This window comes from Streptomyces luteogriseus, from assembly GCF_014205055.1.
GTDB lineage: Bacteria > Actinomycetota > Actinomycetes > Streptomycetales > Streptomycetaceae > Streptomyces > Streptomyces luteogriseus.
In genome coordinates this window covers 2624084-2642125 of sequence record NZ_JACHMS010000001.1, presented here as the reverse complement: position 1 = coordinate 2642125, position 18042 = coordinate 2624084, and the positions used below count along the sequence as shown (strand labels likewise).

Below are 18042 nucleotides of genomic sequence, written 5' to 3'. Positions count from 1 at the left end.
AGTTCTTCCCTCGCCGCAGGAGGCCCCGATGCGCGCCACGGAACCGGCCGGAAACCGCTCCCGCCTGCTCCACCAGGTCCGGTACGCGCTGCGCCACCCGGAGCGCGTGCCCGCGCACGCCCGGCGCGCGGTGCGGGACGCCTGGCTGCGGCTGCGCCACCCCGACCACATCGCCTACTACCGGGCCGTCATGGCCTCGGACGCGGCCCGCAGCACCGAGGCGGCGGTCGGGCACAACCCCTCGCGCGAGCAGTGGGCGCGCATCGGCCGCATGCAGTTCGACTACCTGGTGGGCCACGGCCTGAAGCCGCACCACCGGATGCTGGAGATCGGCTGCGGCAACCTGCGCGCCGGGCGGCTGTTCATCGACCACCTCGACACCGGGCACTACTACGGCATCGACATCTCGCCGCACATCCTGCTCGCCGCCCAGGACACCCTCGTCGCCGAGAAGCTCCAGCCCAAACTGCCCTACCTGGCCCTCGCCGACGACCTCACCTTCGCCTTCCTGCCGGACGCGCACTTCGACGTCGTGCACGCGCACAGCGTCTTCTCGCACTCGCCACTGCACGTCATCGAGGAGTGCTTCGCGCACGTCGGCCGGATCCTCGCGCCCGGCGGGTTCTTCGACTTCACCTTCGACCGCACCGAGGGCGAGGAGCACCAGGTCCTGCACGAGGACTTCTACTACCGGACGCGGACCCTCACCGACCTCGCGGCCCGGCACGGCCTGGACGCCCGGTTCATGGACGACTGGGAGCGCCTGCCCCACCGGCAGTCCAGAATGCGGGTCACCGCCGCCGTGGACCGGGCCCGTACGGTGGGTTCATGAACATCTGTGTCTTCCTGTCCGCCGCCGACCTCGACGAGCGCTACACCCGCCCCGCGCGGGAATTCGCCGAGCTGCTGGGCAAGGGCGGTCACACGCTCGTGTGGGGCGGCTCCGACGTCGGCCTCATGAAGGTGGTCGCCGACGGGGTGCAGGAGGCGGGCGGCCGGCTGGCCGGCGTCTCCGTGCAGTTCCTCGCCGCCAAGGCCCGTCCGGGCGTCGACGAGATGGTCGTCGCCAAGGACCTCGCCGAGCGCAAGAAGCTGCTCCTGGAGAGGGCCGACGCCGTGGTGATCATGGTCGGCGGCACGGGCACGCTCGACGAGGCCACCGAGATCCTGGAACTGAAGAAGCACGGGCACACCGACAAGCCGGTGGTCCTGCTCAACACGGCGGGCTTCTACGACGGACTGAAGGAGCAGTTCCGCCGCATGGACGCCGAGGGCTTCCTGCCCCGGCCGCTCACCGACCTGGTGTTCTTCGCCGAGGAGCCGGTGGGGGCACTCGCGTACCTGGAGGAGAGCCAGGGCGTCGCATGACCCGGTACTGATGCGAGCATGGCGGGCATGGCTACTCATGTGATCACCGGAGCCGGCTCCGGCATCGGCGCGGCCGTGGCCCGCCGCCTGCACGCGCGCGGGGACGAACTCGTGCTGCACGCACGCGACGCGGGCCGCGCGAAGGAGCTGGCGGCCGAGTTCCCCGGGGCGCGGACCCTGGTCGGTGACCTCGCCGACCCCGACAAGCTCTCCTGGGCCTTCTCCCACCAGTCGCTGCCGGACCGCGTGGACTCGCTGCTGCACATCGCCGGCGTCGTCGACCTCGGCCCGGTCGGCGAGCTCACCCCGAAGGCCTGGCGCCACCAGCTCAACGTCAACCTGGTCGCCCCCGCCGAGCTGACCCGTCACTTCCTGCCCCAACTGCGCGCCGCCCGCGGCCACGTGCTCTTCGTCAACTCCGGCGCCGGTCTCAACGCCCACGCCGGCTGGTCCGCGTACGCCGCCTCCAAGCACGGCCTGAAGGCGCTCGCCGACTCCCTGCGCCACGAGGAGCACGGCAACGGGGTCCGCGTCACCTCGGTGTACCCCGGCCGCACGGCCAGCCCCATGCAGGCCAAGGTCCACCAGCAGGAGGGCAAGGAGTACGACGCAGCGCGGTGGATCGACCCGGAGTCGGTCGCCACGACGATCGTCATGGCCCTGGATCTGCCCCGGGACGCGGAGGTCAACGACCTGACGGTGCGACCGGGGCGCTGACCCCGGTGCGCCTCCTGCGTAGGCTTCTCCGGTGAGCGAAAACAGCCAGTTCAGGTTCGGCGCGGCCACCGGCGTGGGGTCCATGCCGGGTGGCGACGCCCGAGAGGCCGCCAAGACGGCCACCGGCACCTTCGAGGACTTCCCCTTCCTGCCCGAACTGCCCGCCCGGGGGCCCGGCGCGGACATGATCGGGCGGACCGCCGGCATGCTCGTCGAGCTGTACGCGCGTGTGGAGCCCAGCGGATGGCGCCTCGGGGACCGGCCGGGCCGGGACACCAAGCGGGCCCGCTCCTGGCTCGGCGAGGACCTCGACGCGCTGGAGGAGTTCACGCAGGAGTACGAGGGGCCGCTGAAGGTCCAGGCCGTCGGCCCCTGGACCCTCGCGGCCAACCTGGAGCTGCGGGGCGGCGAGGTGGCGCTCTCCGACCCGGGGGCCTGCCGCGACCTCGCCGCCTCCCTCGCCGAGGGGCTGCGACTGCATCTCGCCGAGGTGCGGCGGCGGATCCCCGGCGCGCAGCTCGTCCTCCAGCTCGACGAGCCGTCCCTCACCGCCGTCCTGCGCGGGCAGGTGAAGAGCGCCAGCGGCTACCGCACCCACCGGGCCGCCGACCGGCAGGTCGTCGAGCAGACGCTGCGCGACCTCGTCGGGGTGCACACGTCCGGCCCGGTCGTGGTCCACTCCTGCGCCCCCGACGTGCCGTTCGCGCTGCTTCGCCGGGCGGGCGCGGCCGCCGTCTCCTTCGACTTCTCCCTGCTCACCGAGCGTGACGACGAGGTGATCGGGGAGGCCGTGGAGGGCGGCACCCGGCTCTTCACCGGTGTCGTCCCGTCCGCGGAGGGCCCATTGTCAGACCCTGCCGGTAGCGTCATGGGTGTCAGGACGCTGTGGCGCAGGCTGGGGCTGTCTCCGGGGCTTCTCGCGGAGGCGGTCACGGTCACCCCGGCGTGCGGACTCGCGGGGGTCTCCCCGGGGTACGCGCGCACGGCTCTCGCGCACTGCGCCCGGGCGGCGAGATCCCTCGCGGACAACCCAGAGTAACGGGAGGACGACACGGTGGCCGGCGACCAGCAAGCGGAGACGACGACGGTGCCCGCAGAGGCACGGGAGAAGCACGCGCGCCTCGCGGAGCAGATCGAGGAGCACCGCTTCCGCTACTACGTGAAGGACGCTCCCGTCGTCAGCGACGCGGAGTTCGACCAGCTGCTGCGTTCCCTGGAGGCGTTGGAGGAGGAGTACCCGGAGCTGCGCACGCCGGACTCGCCGACCCAGAAGGTCTCCGGGTCCTACGAGACGGAGTTCACGGCCGTCGCGCACCGCGAGCGGATGCTCTCCCTCGACAACACGTTCAACGACGTGGAGATGGCCGCCTGGACGGAGCGCATCGCCAGGGAACTGGGGGAGCAGGACTACCACTTCCTGTGCGAGCTGAAGGTCGACGGCCTCGCGGTGAACCTCACCTACGAGCACGGCCGCCTCACCCGCGCGGCCACCCGCGGCGACGGCCGCACCGGCGAGGACATCACGCCGAACGTACGGACGATCGCGGAGATCCCCGACCGTCTCAAGGGCGACTCCGTCCCCGACCTCGTGGAGATCCGCGGCGAGGTCTACTTCCCGATGGAGAAGTTCCAGGAGCTCAACGCCCGCCTCGTCGAGGCCGGCGACAAGCCCTTCGCCAACCCGCGCAACGCGGCGGCCGGTTCACTGCGCCAGAAGGACCCGCGCGTCACCGCCACCCGCCCCCTGCACATGGTGGTCCACGGCATCGGCGCCCTGGAGGGCTTCACCGGCCTGACCCGCCTCTCCGAGGCCTACGACCTGCTGAAGTCCTGGGGCCTGCCCACATCCGGCCACAACCGGGTGGTCGACGGCCTGGAAGGCATCCGGGAGTTCATCGCCTACTTCGGCGAGAACCGCCACTCCGTGGAGTGGGAGATCGACGGCGTCGTCGTCAAGCTCGACCAGATCCCTCTCCAGGGCCGCCTCGGTTCCACCTCGCGCGCCCCGCGCTGGGCGATCGCGTACAAGTACGCGCCGGAGGAGGTCAACACCAAGCTCGTCAACATCCGCGTGGGCGTGGGCCGCACCGGCCGGGTCACCCCGTACGCCCAGGTCGAACCGGTCACGGTCGCGGGATCCGAGGTCGAGTTCGCCACCCTCCACAACCAGGACGTGGTCAAGGCCAAGGGCGTCCTCATCGGCGACACGGTCGTGCTGCGCAAGGCCGGTGACGTCATCCCGGAGATCCTCGGCCCGGTCGCCGACCTGCGCGACGGCAGCGAGCGCGAGTTCGTGATGCCGGCTGAGTGCCCCGAGTGCGGCACGGCGCTGCGGCCGATGAAGGAGGGCGACGTCGACCTGCGCTGCCCGAACGCCCGTACGTGCCCGGCCCAGTTGCGCGAGCGCCTGTTCTACCTCGCGGGCCGCAAGGCCCTGGACATCGAGCACTTCGGCTACGTCGCCGCCGCCGCCCTGACCGCCCCGCTGGAGCCCAAGACCCCGCCGCTGGTCGACGAGGGGGACCTGTTCGACCTGACCATCGAGCAGCTGCTGCCCATCAAGGCGTACGTCCTCGACCCGGACAGCGGGCTGCCCAAGCGCGACCCGAAGACCGGCGAGGAGAAGGTCGCCACGATCTTCGCCAACCAGGAGGGCAACCCCCGCAAGAACGCGGTCGCCATGCTGGAGAACATCGCGGCGGCCAAGGAGCGCCCGCTCGCACGGGTCATCACCAGCCTGTCGATCCGTCACGTCGGGCCCGTCGCGGCCGAGGCACTGGCCCGTGAGTTCCGCTCGATCGAGCGCATCGACCAGGCCACGGAGGAGGAGCTGGCGGTCACCGAGGGCGTCGGCCCGACCATCGCCGCCTCCCTGAAGCAGTGGTTCGCCGAGGACTGGCACCGCGACATCATCCGTAAGTGGAAGGCCGCGGGCGTCCGCATGGAGGCCGAGAGCACCGGCGAGGACGAGGGGCCGCGCCCCCTCGAAGGCCTCACCGTCGTCGTCACCGGCACCCTCGAACACTTCACGCGGGACGGCGCCAAGGAGGCGCTGCAGAGCCGCGGAGCGAAGGTGACCGGCTCGGTTTCGAAGAAGACGTCGTTCGTCGTGGTGGGTGACAGCCCCGGATCGAAGTACGACAAGGCGATGCAGCTGAAGGTTCCGGTCCTGAACGAGGAGGGTTTCGGCGTCCTGCTGGAGCAGGGACCGGAAGCCGCGGCCGAAGTCGCCCTTTCGGCCGAGGAGTAGCGGTTGAAGGCCACCCGTTCGGCGCATACCAGATGCATACGGGTGGCCGAGGCGCATTCGGGCAACCGTCGGCGACCGCTGCCCGTGGAAGCCTTCTGCGGCCTACTGTTGAGATGTGCGCCTGCCGTGCCCAGCCGCGGTCGGGGCATCTTCGTGCTCGCACAGAGCGCGGGAAGGGTTTTCGGGCGCGGGCCGTTGAGGGTTGTCGGGCACCTGGCCGCGGGGCGTGGGCACCGCCGGCTGTGAGAGGGACGGGAATGGAACCGACCGAGAGCGCCGGGCCGGGCTCAGGGCTGCGCCTGCGCCGCATGGCGGTCGCATGGCGTGCAGTCCGTGGGGCCGTGCGGCCGGCGGGGCGTCCGGGTGAGGTGCGCGCCGTCGGACAGTACACCCCGGACGGTCGTGGCGGTGCGGGGCGCGCCGCGGACGGCCCCGGAACACAGTCGATCACCGAACACCCGCCCGGACTCAACGGCGGGGACGACGCGGACGGTGAACGGCACCACTCCTGGCCCGCGCTGCCCGCGGCCGTCGTCGCGGCGGCCGGGTTCGTCCTGGGCGCTGGCTTCTACCGCGCCTTCACCGACGGCCACGCGCTCTTCCCGGCGGGCACGGCCGGCTGGTCGCTGGCCGTGCTGACCGGCATCATCGTCGGCCACCTCGTCATGCTGGGCCGCTCCCGCTGGTGGGGCGGCACCGGCTCGGGCGCCGCCCTCACCCTCGCCGTGCTGCTGCTCTACGGCTGGGTTCCGGCCGGCATGGTCAGCCTCACGGTCGTCGTGCTGGTCGGCATAGCCCGCCGCAACCGCTGGCGCCAGGGCGTGCTGCACGGCGCGGTCGACCTCCTCGGCATCGGCGCCGGCGCGCTCGTGCTGGGCGCCTTCGGCACCGTGCCGTCCGTCGAGTCCCCCGCGGAGCCCGCCGCCTGGACCCTCGCCACCGCACCCCAGGTGGCCCTGGTCGCCGTCGCCTACCTGATGGTCACCCGCGTCCTGCTCTGGTACCTGCACGCCCCGCGCCCCGGACTGCCCACCGTCGCCCGCACCGCCCTGGTCAGACAGGGCCTGGTCGCGGTCGCGCTGCTGGGGATCGCGCCGCTGGTCTGCGTGGTCGCCGTGGCCAAGCCGATCCTGCTGCCGCTGTTCTCCATCCCGCTGATCGCCCTGGACTCCACCCTGTGGATAGCCCGGGCCCGGGCGGAGGAGCAGCTGCGCGACCCGCTGACCGGTCTGCCCAACCGCCAGTGGCTGCTGGAGCGCATCTGGACCGCGCTGGACGACGCGGAGCGGATCAACGCCCGCGCCGCACTGATGCTGATCGACCTCGACCGGTTCCGGTCGGTCAACGACACGCTCGGTCATCTCGCCGGTGACCGGCTGCTGCTGCAGATCGCCGACCGGCTGCGGGTGGCACTGCCGCGCGGGGCGGAGGCCGCCCGGCTCGGCGGGGACGAGTTCGCCGTCTTACTCCCGGTCGCCGACTCCACGACCTCCGCGACCCGAGTCGCCCGCAACCTCGTCGCCGCCCTCAGCTCCCCCCTCGACCTCGACGGCCTCACCCTCGTCCTGGAGGCCAGCGCCGGAGTCGCCGTCTTCCCCGACCACGCCCTGGACGCCGAAGGACTGCTGCGGCGGGCGGACGTGGCGATGTACCAGGCGAAGCGGGACCGCACCGGCGTCGAGGTCTACGAGTCCAAGCGCGACTCCAACACCCCCGACCGTCTCGCCCTGCTGGGGGATCTGCGCCGCGCCCTCGACGCGCACGAGGTGCATCTGCACTACCAGCCCAAGGTCCGCTTCGACGGACAGGTCGCGGGCCTGGAGGCCCTGGTCCGCTGGGTGCACCCCGAGCGGGGCAAGGTGCCGCCGGACGAGTTCATAGCGATCGCCGAGTCCTCGGGCCTGATGCCCCACCTCACCGAGTACGTCCTGGAGACCGCGCTCGGCCAGGTCGCGCAATGGCGGGAGCAGGGCCTGTTCGTCCCGGTCGCGGTGAACGTCTCCCCGCGCGATGTGCACACCCCCGGCTTCGCCGGCTCCGTCGCCGCCCGGCTGGCCCGGCACGGCGTCCCGGCGGGAGCGCTCCAACTGGAGATCACGGAACACGTCCTCCTGGAGGACCCGCAGCGCGCCGCCGACACCCTCAACCAACTGACCGCGCACGGCGTGAAGATGTCCCTCGACGACTTCGGTACGGGCTATTCCTCGCTGGTGCACCTGCGCCGACTCCCGGTCAGCGAGCTGAAGATCGACCGCTCGTTCGTGGCCCGGCTCGCGGTCGACACCGAGGACGCCGAGATCGTGCGCTGCACGGTCGACCTCGCGCACTCCCTCGGCCTGCTCGTCGTCGCCGAGGGCGTCGAGGACGACGAGACCTGGGAGCGCCTGCGCGATCTCGGCTGCGACGCCGTCCAGGGCTGGCTGGTCGCGGCGGCGATGCCCCCGGAGGAGACCACGGCCTGGCTGCTGGCGCGCGGGCCCCGGGGGTGGCAGCGACCGCGCGCCGCGCTCCCCGCGGCGACGGCCGACGAGTAGGCCGCATCCCCGCTGTTCGGCCCGCCCGGTCGTTCCACGTCCGCGGGCGAGGGCTCAGCTCGTGCCCGGCGGCACGAAGTGGCCGATCAGCAGCGCCAGGCGCTGCTCGTGTGCCTCCTCGGGCAGCCGGCCGCTGCGCATCAGGGTCACCAGCCCGTGCAGCCCGGCCCAGTACGTCTCCGTCAGCAGACCCGTGTCCTCGCCGTCCGCCGCGATCGGCTGGACGGCCTGCAGCAGTTCGCCGAAGGCGTCCTGGAGGGCGGCCGGCGCCTCGGGGGTGGCGAAGGGCAGGTCCACGGCGAGCGTGAAGATCACGTCGTAGAGCGCGGGTCGCCGCCGGGCGAAGGCGGTGTACGCGCCGCCCACCGCCGCCAGCGCCTCGCGGGCGCTCCCGGCCGCCGTGCGCGCCGCCCGCAGTTCGTCGGCCAGGTCCGCGCAGCCCTGGACCGCCACGGCCGCCATGATCGCGCCCTTGCCCTTGAAGTGGCTGTAGAGGACCGGCTGGCTGTATTCGATCTCCTCGGCGAGCCGACGCGTGGTCACCGCGTCCCAGCCTTCCGCCTCGGCCAGTTCCCGGGCGGCCGTCACGATCAGCCGCTCGCGTTCCGCTCGTTCGCGCTCCCGGCGCGTCTGGATCGTCATGCCGCAATTCTAGCAGCGCTAGCGTTCCTGTCGACGCTCTGCTAGCTTCGCTCTCATCCCTAGCACTGCTAGAAACTCGGACATCGGAGAGAGCCATGACCGCGACCGCGTACACCCTGGCCGTCGTGCTCAACCTGTTCTGCCTGTTCCTCGGCTACCGGTTCCTGTTCCAGCCCGCCTCCGCGGCGGCCGGCTACGGCGTCCCGGCCGACCCCGGCGGCGACGCCGGCGCCTACCTGACGATCAAGGGCTTGCGGGACGGCACCCTCGGCCTGGTCGGTCTGGCGCTGCTCGCCTTCGCGGGGACCGGAGCCGAGGCCTGGTTCTTGCTCGCCGTGGCTCTCGTGCCGCTCGGCGACACCCTGATCGTGCTGCGCAACGGCGGAAAGAAGGCGGTCGCCTTCGGGATCCACTTCGCCACCGCGGCCGTCGTCCTGATCAGTGCCGCGCTGCTCTTCGCGGTCTGAGGGGTCCGGGAAACCTTCGGGGCGGCAAACCGTTTCACGGGCACGGCCCCCCGACCCATAGGATTGGGCCACACCACATTCACTCACCCCAGAGGATCGCTGCATGCCTGGCATCACGCGCGAGGAGGTCGCCCACCTCGCCCGGCTGGCGCGTCTGGAGCTGAAGCCCGAAGAGCTCGAGCACTTCGCGGGACAGCTGGACGACATCATCGGCGCGGTCGCACGCGTCAGTGAGGTCGCCGACCAAGACGTACCGCCGACCTCGCACCCGCTCCCGCTGACGAACGTCATGCGCAAGGACGAGGTCCGTCCGTCGCTCACCCCCGAGCAGGCGCTCTCCGGCGCCCCGGCCCAGGAGCAGCAGCGTTTCAAGGTGCCGCAGATCCTGGGGGAGGACTAACAGCCATGACGGACATCATCAAGCTCACGGCCGCCGAGACCGCCGCGAAGATCGCCTCCGGCGAACTCACCGCGGTGCAGGTCACCGAGGCCCACCTCGCCCGCATCGAGGCCGTCGACGAGAAGGTGCACGCCTTCCTGCACGTCGACCGCGAGGGCGCCCTCGCCCAGGCCCGCGCCGTGGACGAGAAGCGCGCCAAGGGCGAGAAGCTCGGCCCGCTGGCGGGCGTGCCCCTCGCGCTGAAGGACATCTTCACCACCGAGGGCATCCCGACCACCGTCGGCTCGAAGATCCTCGAGGGCTGGATCCCGCCGTACGACGCGACGCTCACCAAGCGGCTCAAGGCCGCCGACGTCGTGATCCTCGGCAAGACCAACATGGACGAGTTCGCCATGGGGTCCTCCACCGAGAACAGCGCCTACGGCCCGACCGGCAACCCCTGGGACCTCACCAAGATCCCCGGCGGCTCCGGCGGCGGTTCGTCCGCCGCGCTCGCCTCCTTCCAGGCGCCGCTCGCCATCGGCACGGACACCGGCGGCTCCATCCGCCAGCCCGCCGCCGTCACCGGCACGGTCGGTGTGAAGCCGACGTACGGTGCGGTCTCCCGCTACGGCATGGTCGCCTTCTCGTCCTCCCTCGACCAGGGCGGACCCTGCGCCCGTACGGTCCTGGACGCGGCGCTGCTGCACGAGGTCATCGCCGGGCACGACCCGCTCGACTCGACCTCCATCGACGAGCCCGTCCCGGCGGTCGTCGAGGCCGCCCGCAACGGCAGCGTCGAGGGCATGCGCGTCGGCGTCGTCAAGCAGTTCCGCGGCGAGGGCTACCAGGCCGGCGTCATCCAGCGTTTCGACGAGTCCGTGGAACTGCTGAAGGAACTGGGCGCCGAGATCGTCGAGCTGGACTGCCCGTCCTTCGACCTGGCGCTGTCGGCGTACTACCTGATCGCGCCGTCCGAGTGCTCCTCCAACCTCGCCCGCTTCGACGGCCTGCGCTACGGCCTGCGGACCGGCGACGACGGCACGCACTCCGCCGAGGAGGTCACCTCCCTCACCCGTGAGGCCGGCTTCGGCCCCGAGGTCAAGCGCCGCATCATGCTCGGCACGTACGCCCTGTCCAGCGGCTACTACGACGCCTACTACGGCAGCGCCCAGAAGGTCCGCACGCTCATCAAGCAGGACTTCGACAAGGCGTTCGGGCAGGTCGACGTGATCGTCTCCCCGACGACCCCGACCACCGCCTTCGCGATCGGCGAGCGTGCCGACGATCCGATGGCGATGTACCTCGCCGACCTGTGCACCATCCCGACCAACCTGGCGGGCAACGCGGCCATGTCGCTGCCGTGCGGTCTCGCCCCGGAGGACAACCTCCCGGTCGGCCTGCAGATCATCGCCCCCGTCATGAAGGACGACCGCCTGTACAAGGTGGGTGCCGCCGTCGAGGCCGCCTTCGTGGAAAAGTGGGGCCACCCGCTGATCGAGGAGGCTCCGTCGCTGTGAGCGCACTGTCCAAGGCCAAGGGCTTCAAGAAGTCCAAGTCCGGTCTGTACATCTCGATGGCCACGTCGGCGTTCGGCGCCGTCGGGGTCTACAAGCAGATCAAGAAGGCCCGCGGAGACAACGACACGCTGCGGCTGCTCGACGCCGTCGTGACCGGAGCCGCGGTCGTCACCAACCTGGCCATTCTCTATCGCGAGCTGAAGCAGCTGGGCGACGACGACGTTCTGCTGGGCTGAGAGGGAAGTACTCACCGTGACCACCACGACCGACCTGGTGTCGTACGAGGACGCACTCGCGTCGTACGACCCCGTCATGGGCCTCGAGGTCCATGTCGAACTCGGCACCAAGACCAAAATGTTCTGCGGCTGCTCGACCGCCCTCGGCCAGGACGCCAACACGCAGACCTGCCCGGTCTGCCTCGGCATGCCCGGCGCGCTCCCGGTCGTCAACGCGACCGGCGTCGAGTCCGCGATCAAGATCGGCCTCGCGCTGAACTGCGAGATCGCCGAGTGGTGCCGCTTCGCCCGGAAGAACTACTTCTATCCGGACATGCCGAAGAACTTCCAGACCTCCCAGTACGACGAGCCGATCGCCTTCAACGGCTACCTCGACGTGCAGCTGGAGGACGGCGAGACCTTCCGCGTGGAGATCGAGCGCGCCCACATGGAGGAGGACACCGGCAAGTCGACGCACGTCGGCGGTGCCACCGGCCGCATCCACGGCGCCTCGCACTCGCTGCTGGACTACAACCGCGCCGGCATCCCGCTCATCGAGATCGTCACCAAGCCGATCGAGGGCGCGGGCGAGCGTGCCCCCGAGGTCGCACGGGCCTACGTCCGTGAGCTGCGTGAGCTCATCAAGGCGCTCGGCGTCTCCGAGGCCCGCATGGAGATGGGCCAGATGCGCTGCGACGTGAACCTGTCGCTGCGCCCGCACGGCCGGGAGAAGTTCGGCACGCGTTCCGAGACGAAGAACGTCAACTCGCTCAGGTCCGTGGAGCGCGCGGCACGCTTCGAGATCCAGCGGCACGCGGCCGTGCTGTCGTCCGGCGGCACGATCATCCAGGAGACCCGCCACTTCCACGAGGACACGGGGTCGACGACCTCGGGCCGTGTGAAGGAGGAGGCCGAGGACTACCGGTACTTCCCGGAGCCCGACCTCGTCCCGGTGGCCCCGTCCCGCGAGTGGGTCGAGGAGATCCGGGCCGGGCTGCCCGAACTGCCGCTGGTCCGCCGCAGCCGGCTCCGCGAGGAGTGGGGCGTCTCGGCCACCGACATGCAGGCGATCCTCAACGCCGGTGCGCTGGAGCCCATCGTCGCCACGATCGAGGCCGGGGCCGACGCCGCCTCCGCCCGCAAGTGGTGGATGGGCGAGCTGGCCCGCAGCGCCAACGAGTCGGGCAAGGCGCTCGACGAGCTGGCGATCACGCCGGCGCAGGTCGCCCGGGTCACCGAGCTCGTCGCGAAGGGCGACCTGAACGACAAGCTGGCCCGGCAGGTCATCGAGGGCGTCCTCGCGGGCGAGGGCACCCCGGACGAGGTCGTCGACAAGCGCGGTCTGAAGGTCGTCTCCGACGAGGGCGCCCTCACCACCGCCGTCGAGGAGGCCATCGCCGGCAACCCGGGCGTCGCGGACAAGATCCGCGGCGGCAAGGTGGCCGCGGCCGGTGCGCTGGTCGGCGCCGTCATGAAGGCCACCCGAGGCCAGGCGGACGCGGCCCGCGTCAAGGAGCTCATCCTGGAGAAGCTGGGCGTCAGCGAGGGCTGACCTCCCGTGACCCGACGAGGGGGGACGCACCGGACCCGGTGCGTCCCCCCTCGTCATCCCCTCGTCATCCACTCAGAGGCGGCTGCCGACGACCCGGACGAAGCCCAGCGTCCGGCCGCGGTCGAGGCGCAGCATCTCGGCGCACTGTCCGGCCATCCGGACGTGCCACTCGTCCGTGCTCTCGTCGGCCACGACCTCGCACCAGCGCAGCCAGTCGCGCCAGCCGTCCTCCAGCCAGTCCGCTGTCTCGACCTTCACGGCCCCGCTGCGGGTCCAGTGGCGCCGCCACCAGGCGGCCGAGTGGAAGCACCAGAAGTCGGGCTCCCAGTAAGGCTCGAGGTGCTCCGGCGGCTCGACGCCGTCGATCTCCTCGCGCAGTGCCGGCACGACGACGCCGATCCGCCCGCCCGGCTTCAGCAGCCGGATCGGAGTGGGCAGGTAGAGGTCGTCGGTGCCGAAGTACTGGTAGGCGTCGATCGAGACGATCGCGTCGAAGGTGCCCTCGCCGAACGGCAGGTCGTGGGCCTCGGCGGACACGGGCAGGACCCGGTCGCCGACACCCGCCCCGGCGATCCGCCCGGCGTTGTCGTCGGGCTTGATCCACAGGTCGGCGGCGACGACCTGGAGGTCGTACTCCTTGGCGAGGAAGATCGACGTCATGGCACGTCCGCAGCCCAGGTCGAGTACCCGGGAGCCGGGGCTCAGGGTGTCGAGCCCCAGGGCGGGGGCCAGCCACTCCAGCAGCCACAGCGCGTGCGGGCCCATCTGGTTGTCGATGGTCCAGCGGGCGTCGTAGCCACTGCTGCGGGGGTAGCCGGGGTGGCTCACACGGTCAGTGAGGGGGTCGTTCGAGGTCCGGGAAGTGATGTCCGACATCGGTGAACGGGCTCCTTGAGTCCTTCGGGAAGAACGGGAATGCGTGGGAGCTCGGTCGGACCGTCAAACAATGCACCTGCTTCGGCCGGGCGGCGGGAGGCCGCGGGCGTTTCCTCGGACCGACGGACGCTAACAGCCGGCCCGGCGGCCCCGCACCCGGTTTTCCCCCTCGGCGCGCTACCGTCTCGGCCATGAGTGGACGTCCTGATTCCGACACCGATCCGGAGACAGTGGACTCGGAGGCGGCCGCCGGCCGGGACGGGACCGAGGACCCGATGGGCGACGAGGAGGACGCGCGCCGGGCCCGCTGGACGGCGGCGGGCACCGGCGCCGCGCTGACACTGGCCGGTCTCGCCGCGGCGCTGCTCCGCCTCACCCGCTCCGCACCGGCCCTCGTCCCGGCCGCGTACGCCGGCGGGGCCGCCGTGTGCGCCGCCGCCACCGTGCTGGGCTCCCGCGGGCGTACCCGGCGGGCCCTGTGGCTGCTGGTCGCGGGCGTGATGGTGATGGCGCTGGGGGACCAGTTCGACTGATTCCGGCCGCTGTGAATAAGCCCACGAAAGCGACAAATGATCTCGTGAGCCTGTAAGAGTGGCAGCGCATTGCTCATGCGTTCTTTGCTGGCTGTTCAGTTCATGCACGACTGTTCCCGGTCAAAGATCCACACAAGGCAACTCCGGGAGCACGTTTCGTGGCAGCCCTCGCACGCTGGTGCGTCCAGCGCCGTCTGCTCAGCGTCCTGCTGTGGCTCCTCGCGTTCGCGGGTGTCGCCGCGGGCGCCGCCGTCGCCGGCACCACGTACTCGAACGACTACCAGGTCCCCGGCACCGAGTCGGGCCGCGCCACCGAGCTGCTGCACGAGGGCTTCCCGCAGCTCGGCGGTGACAGCGACACCGTCGTCTGGCACACCACGTCCGGCAGTGTCCGCGCCGCCGACGTCGAGCAGACGATGAGCCGCACCCTGGACCGGATCGAGAACCTCCCCGGAGTGGCCTCGGTCACCGGCCCCTACGACGGGCCGGGCACGGGCCGCGTCAGTGAGGACGGCCGCACCGCGTACGCCTCGGTCACCTTCGACGACCAGGCCGAGGACATCGCCAAGGGCGAGGCGCAGGCCGTCGTCGACACCGCGAAGAGCGCCGAGACCGACGGGCTCCAGGTGGAGCTGGGCGGCAGCGCCGTCGCGCTCACCGAGTCCTCCGGCGGGCACGTCGCCGAGATCGTCGGCGTGATCGTCGCCGCGGTGGTGCTGTTCCTCGCCTTCGGCTCGCTCGCCGCCTCCCTGCTGCCCATCGCCACCGCCCTGGTCGGCGTCGGCACCGCCTACGCCGGGATCGTGCTGCTCGGCCACGCCATGACCGTCGCCGACTTCGCCCCCATGCTGGGCATGCTCATCGGGCTCGGCGTCGGCATCGACTACGCGCTGTTCATCGTCACCAGACACCGCCGCGGGCTGAAACGCGGGCTGTCCGTCACCGAGGCCGCCACGAACGCCGTCGCGACCACCGGACGGGCCGTCGTCTTCGCGGGTGCCACCGTTTGCATCGCCCTGCTCGGCATGCTGATCCTCCAGCTGAGCTTCCTCAACGGCGTCGCCATAGCGGCCAGCCTCACCGTGATCCTCACGGTCGCCGCCTCCGTGACCCTGCTGCCCGCCCTGCTGTCCTTCATAGGCATGCGCGCGCTCAGCCGCCGTGAGCGCCGCCGCCTGGCCGAGCACGGACCCGAACCCGAGGTGCCCACAGGCTTCGCGGCCCGCTGGTCGGCCTTCGTGGAACGCCACCCCAAGGTGCTCGGCGCGGTCGCCCTGGTCGTCATGGCCGTTCTCGCGCTCCCCACCTTCTCCCTGCACCTGGGCACCTCCGACCAGGGCAACGGCCCGAAGACCGCCACCACCCGCCAGGCCTACGACCTGCTCGCCGACGGCTTCGGCCCCGGCGTGAACGGCCCGCTCACCCTCGTCACCAAGGTCGACGGAGCCGACGACAAGCTCGCCCTGGACAACCTCGACGGCACGCTCCGCGCCACCGACGGCGTCGCCTCGGTGACCCCGGTGACGTTCGACTCCGGCGGCCACACCGCGTACCTCACCGTCGTCCCGGAGTCCTCGCCGCAGTCGCAGCGCACCAGCGACCTCGTCGACCGGCTGCGCGGCGAGGTGCTGCCCCGCGCCGAGTCGGGCACCTCGCTCGATGTGCAGGTGGGCGGCATGACGGCCGGCTACGACGACTTCGCCGACGTCATCGTCTCCAAGCTGCCGGTGTTCGTCGGGGTCGTCATCGGCCTGGGCTGCCTGCTGCTCCTGCTGGCCTTCCGGTCCATCGGCATCCCGCTGAAGGCCGCCGCGATGAACGTCGCCGCCGTGGCCTCCGCCTTCGGCGTGGTGGTCGCGATCTTCCAATGGGGCTGGGCCAGCGAACTGCTCGGCCTCGGCAGCGCCGGACCCATCGAACCCTTCCTGCCGGTGATCATGGTGTCGGTGCTCTTCGGCCTCTCCATGGACTACCAGGTCTTCCTGGTCAGCCGGATGTACGAGGAGTGGCTGGAGACCGGCGACAACCGCCGGGCCGTACGTGTCGGCCTCGCCGAGACCAGCCGGGTGATCAACTCGGCGGCGGTCATCATGATCTCCGTCTTCCTGGCCTTCGTACTCAGCGGCGACCGCGTGATCGCCATGTTCGGCATCGCCCTGGCCGCCGCCGTCGCCCTGGACGCCTTCGTCCTGCGCACGCTCCTCGTCCCCGCCCTGATGCATCTGCTCGGCGGCGCCAACTGGTGGCTGCCGCGCTGGCTGGACAAACGCATGCCGCGCATCAGCATCGAGCCGCCCGAGAGCCGCGCCGCCCATGAGAGGCTGGCCGCCGCGACGGACGCCGAGGTGGCGGACGTCCTGGCGGAGGAGGAGCGGCAGCGGGATGTACGCGATATCCCTGGGTGACGACGCCGAGCTGAGGCCCCTGGAGCCCTGGCACGCCGGGGAGTTCCTGGCGCACCTGGAGCGGGGGCGGGAGTTCATCGGGCAGTACATCCCCTTCGGCACGACCGAGACGGACCTGCTCTCCGCCCGCGCCAAGCTCCAGCGCTACGCCGACATGCGCGCCGCCGACACGGGGTCCCTGCACGGTCTGTGGCTGGAGGGGACGCTGGTGGGCGGCGTGCTGTTCCTGAACTTCGACGCGGACACCGGCAACTGCGAGGTCGGCTGCTGGCTGGAGCCGGCCGCCACGGGCCGGGGCCTGGTCACACGGGCGATGCGGGTCCTCATCGAATGGGCCGTCGAGCAGCGCGGCATCCACCGCGTCGAGTGGGTCGCCGCCGCCGGAAACCGGCCCAGCCTGAACGTGGCGCGACGGCTCGGCATGACCCGCGACGGTGTACGGCGCGCGGCGCACCCCTATGGTGGCGTACGGCACGATCTCGAAGTCTGGTCGGTGCTGGCGCCCGAGTGGCGCGCCGCACGCGCGCGTGTCGCTCACAACGATCATTAAGAGACTTCTCAGACAGCGACCCTACGGTGCGAGACATGGCTACGAACGCAGTGGACGAGACCGAGGCCACCAAGGCCACGACCGACGAGAAGGCGGTGGACACCACCAAGTCCGACGAGGTGCCCGAGACCGAGGTCCCGGCCGCGGCCGACGACGCGCAGACCAAGGAGGAGGCCCCCTCCGGCGTCGGACAGGGCGCTGCCGCCGTCGTCTCCGCCGCACTGGGCGTCGTCTCGCTCACCGGCAGCTGGATCGGCACCGTGGCCTCCGCGCGCCAGAACCTCGTCGGCCAGCTGGAGACCGCGCAGAACGCGGGAGTGGCCCAGCAGATCCAGGCGGTCTACGGCGACGCCTGGCAGACCACCGCCCTGTGGGGCGGCCTGTTCGCGCTGATCGCGCTGGTCGTCGGCGTCGTGACGCTCGCCAGGCCCGCGTTCGGCACGCCGGGCAGGATCCAGGCCCCCTGGATCAAGTCCGTCGCCTGGGCGGGAGTCGCGCTCGGCGTCATCGGCCTGTTCCTGGCCGTCCTCAAGTACACCGGCATCCTGCTCGGACTGCCCTCCGCCAGCTGAGAGCCCGCAGGTCCTGAGGGGTCTTAGGCGGTTCCGTGAGCACCTTACGGAACCGCCTGAGGCCCCTCGGCCGCGTCTAAGGCCCCTCCGGCCTCCGAAGATGCGGAACTCTCCCGATGTGGCGGCCCCACCTGGGAGACGAGAGTGAGGTCATCGCGGAAAACACTCCGTGACCGCCTCTCCTCAAGGGACACACCATGTACGAGTACGAGCTCCAGCAGCTGCGCACCAGCGACCTCATCCACCGGGCCGACCACGAGCGCCTGGTCCGCGAGGCCGCCCGGGCCCGCCGCGCGGCCCGCCATGAAGCCGGCCAGGACTCCGCCGAGCACGAGAGCCATAGCCGCCGCTTCCGCCGGCTGCGGTCCGCCCGGACCGCGTGAACACCGGGGCGGGACCGGCCCCCGGCGTGGCCGTGCGAGAAGCAGCGGCCGTCGTTCGCACAGGAACGGCGGCCGCTGC

Annotated in this window: 18 protein-coding genes; 16 read left to right on the top strand and 2 right to left on the bottom strand. The window is 71.4% G+C overall.

Annotated elements, in window-relative coordinates; all coding sequences use genetic code 11:
- Positions 1-28 precede the first annotated feature (28 nt).
- From BJ965_RS11475 to BJ965_RS11450, 6 genes are all read left to right on the top strand, one after another.
- A complete protein-coding gene (locus BJ965_RS11475; RefSeq protein ID WP_184908561.1) occupies positions 29-832 on the top strand; it encodes a class I SAM-dependent methyltransferase in 804 nt (267 codons plus the stop codon).
- Positions 829-1368, top strand: a complete 540-nt coding sequence (locus BJ965_RS11470) for an LOG family protein (protein ID WP_184908560.1) — start codon at positions 829-831, stop codon at positions 1366-1368. Before BJ965_RS11475 ends, BJ965_RS11470 begins: the two co-directional genes overlap by 4 nt.
- Positions 1369-1386: 18 nt before the next feature.
- Complete coding sequence (locus BJ965_RS11465) at positions 1387-2085, top strand: SDR family oxidoreductase (protein ID WP_184908559.1); 699 nt, start codon at positions 1387-1389, stop codon at positions 2083-2085.
- A 31-nt stretch (positions 2086-2116) separates the two neighbouring features.
- The gene (locus BJ965_RS11460; RefSeq protein WP_313666809.1) at positions 2117-3124 is read left to right on the top strand and encodes a methionine synthase; all 1008 of its coding nucleotides are present in this window, start codon (positions 2117-2119) and stop codon (positions 3122-3124) included.
- Between the two features lie 15 nt (positions 3125-3139).
- Positions 3140-5335 carry an NAD-dependent DNA ligase LigA gene (gene ligA, locus BJ965_RS11455; RefSeq protein ID WP_184908558.1) on the top strand — a complete coding sequence of 732 codons (2196 nt, stop codon included), beginning with the start codon at positions 3140-3142 and terminating at the stop codon, positions 5333-5335.
- 257 nt (positions 5336-5592) lie between these two features.
- Positions 5593-7869, top strand: coding sequence for a putative bifunctional diguanylate cyclase/phosphodiesterase (locus BJ965_RS11450; RefSeq protein ID WP_184908557.1), 2277 nt, complete (start codon positions 5593-5595; stop codon positions 7867-7869).
- A gap of 54 nt (positions 7870-7923) precedes the next feature.
- Here the strand turns inward: BJ965_RS11450 and BJ965_RS11445 are convergent, their stop codons facing one another.
- Positions 7924-8511 (bottom strand): TetR/AcrR family transcriptional regulator, encoded by a 588-nt coding sequence (locus BJ965_RS11445; RefSeq protein WP_184908556.1) that lies wholly within the window; start codon positions 8509-8511, stop codon positions 7924-7926.
- Positions 8512-8606: 95 nt separating this feature from the next.
- On the opposite strand from BJ965_RS11445, the gene BJ965_RS11440 reads away from it, so the two are divergent.
- The 5 genes from BJ965_RS11440 (at position 8607) to gatB (ending at position 12644) form a co-directional block, all read left to right on the top strand.
- A complete protein-coding gene (locus BJ965_RS11440; RefSeq protein ID WP_184908555.1) occupies positions 8607-8978 on the top strand; it encodes a DUF4267 domain-containing protein in 372 nt (123 codons plus the stop codon).
- Positions 8979-9081: 103 nt separating this feature from the next.
- Complete coding sequence (gene gatC / locus BJ965_RS11435) at positions 9082-9378, top strand: Asp-tRNA(Asn)/Glu-tRNA(Gln) amidotransferase subunit GatC (protein WP_030851400.1); 297 nt, start codon at positions 9082-9084, stop codon at positions 9376-9378.
- Between the two features lie 5 nt (positions 9379-9383).
- Positions 9384-10877, top strand: a complete 1494-nt coding sequence (gatA, locus tag BJ965_RS11430; RefSeq protein ID WP_184908554.1) for an Asp-tRNA(Asn)/Glu-tRNA(Gln) amidotransferase subunit GatA — start codon at positions 9384-9386, stop codon at positions 10875-10877.
- Positions 10874-11113: a hypothetical protein gene (locus BJ965_RS11425; protein ID WP_030851407.1), complete on the top strand. Its 240-nt coding sequence runs from the start codon at positions 10874-10876 to the stop codon at positions 11111-11113. Before gatA ends, BJ965_RS11425 begins: the two co-directional genes overlap by 4 nt.
- A 16-nt stretch (positions 11114-11129) precedes the next feature.
- The gene (gene gatB / locus BJ965_RS11420) at positions 11130-12644 is read left to right on the top strand and encodes an Asp-tRNA(Asn)/Glu-tRNA(Gln) amidotransferase subunit GatB (protein ID WP_184908553.1); all 1515 of its coding nucleotides are present in this window, start codon (positions 11130-11132) and stop codon (positions 12642-12644) included.
- Between the two features lie 72 nt (positions 12645-12716).
- Here the strand turns inward: gatB and BJ965_RS11415 are convergent, their stop codons facing one another.
- Positions 12717-13520: an SAM-dependent methyltransferase gene (locus BJ965_RS11415; protein ID WP_184908552.1), complete on the bottom strand. Its 804-nt coding sequence runs from the start codon at positions 13518-13520 to the stop codon at positions 12717-12719.
- A gap of 191 nt (positions 13521-13711) precedes the next feature.
- Here BJ965_RS11415 and BJ965_RS11410 point away from each other — a divergent pair, with 191 nt between their 5' ends.
- The 5 genes from BJ965_RS11410 (at position 13712) to BJ965_RS11390 (ending at position 17963) form a co-directional block, all read left to right on the top strand.
- Positions 13712-14053 carry a hypothetical protein gene (locus BJ965_RS11410; RefSeq protein ID WP_184908551.1) on the top strand — a complete coding sequence of 114 codons (342 nt, stop codon included), beginning with the start codon at positions 13712-13714 and terminating at the stop codon, positions 14051-14053.
- A gap of 158 nt (positions 14054-14211) precedes the next feature.
- Complete coding sequence (locus BJ965_RS11405) at positions 14212-16458, top strand: MMPL family transporter (protein ID WP_184908550.1); 2247 nt, start codon at positions 14212-14214, stop codon at positions 16456-16458.
- Positions 16436-17008: a GNAT family N-acetyltransferase gene (locus BJ965_RS11400; RefSeq protein ID WP_184908549.1), complete on the top strand. Its 573-nt coding sequence runs from the start codon at positions 16436-16438 to the stop codon at positions 17006-17008. Before BJ965_RS11405 ends, BJ965_RS11400 begins: the two co-directional genes overlap by 23 nt.
- 35 nt (positions 17009-17043) lie before the next feature.
- Positions 17044-17580: a hypothetical protein gene (locus BJ965_RS11395; protein ID WP_184908548.1), complete on the top strand. Its 537-nt coding sequence runs from the start codon at positions 17044-17046 to the stop codon at positions 17578-17580.
- Positions 17581-17777: 197 nt separating this feature from the next.
- Positions 17778-17963: a hypothetical protein gene (locus BJ965_RS11390; protein WP_184908547.1), complete on the top strand. Its 186-nt coding sequence runs from the start codon at positions 17778-17780 to the stop codon at positions 17961-17963.
- Positions 17964-18042 lie beyond the last annotated feature (79 nt).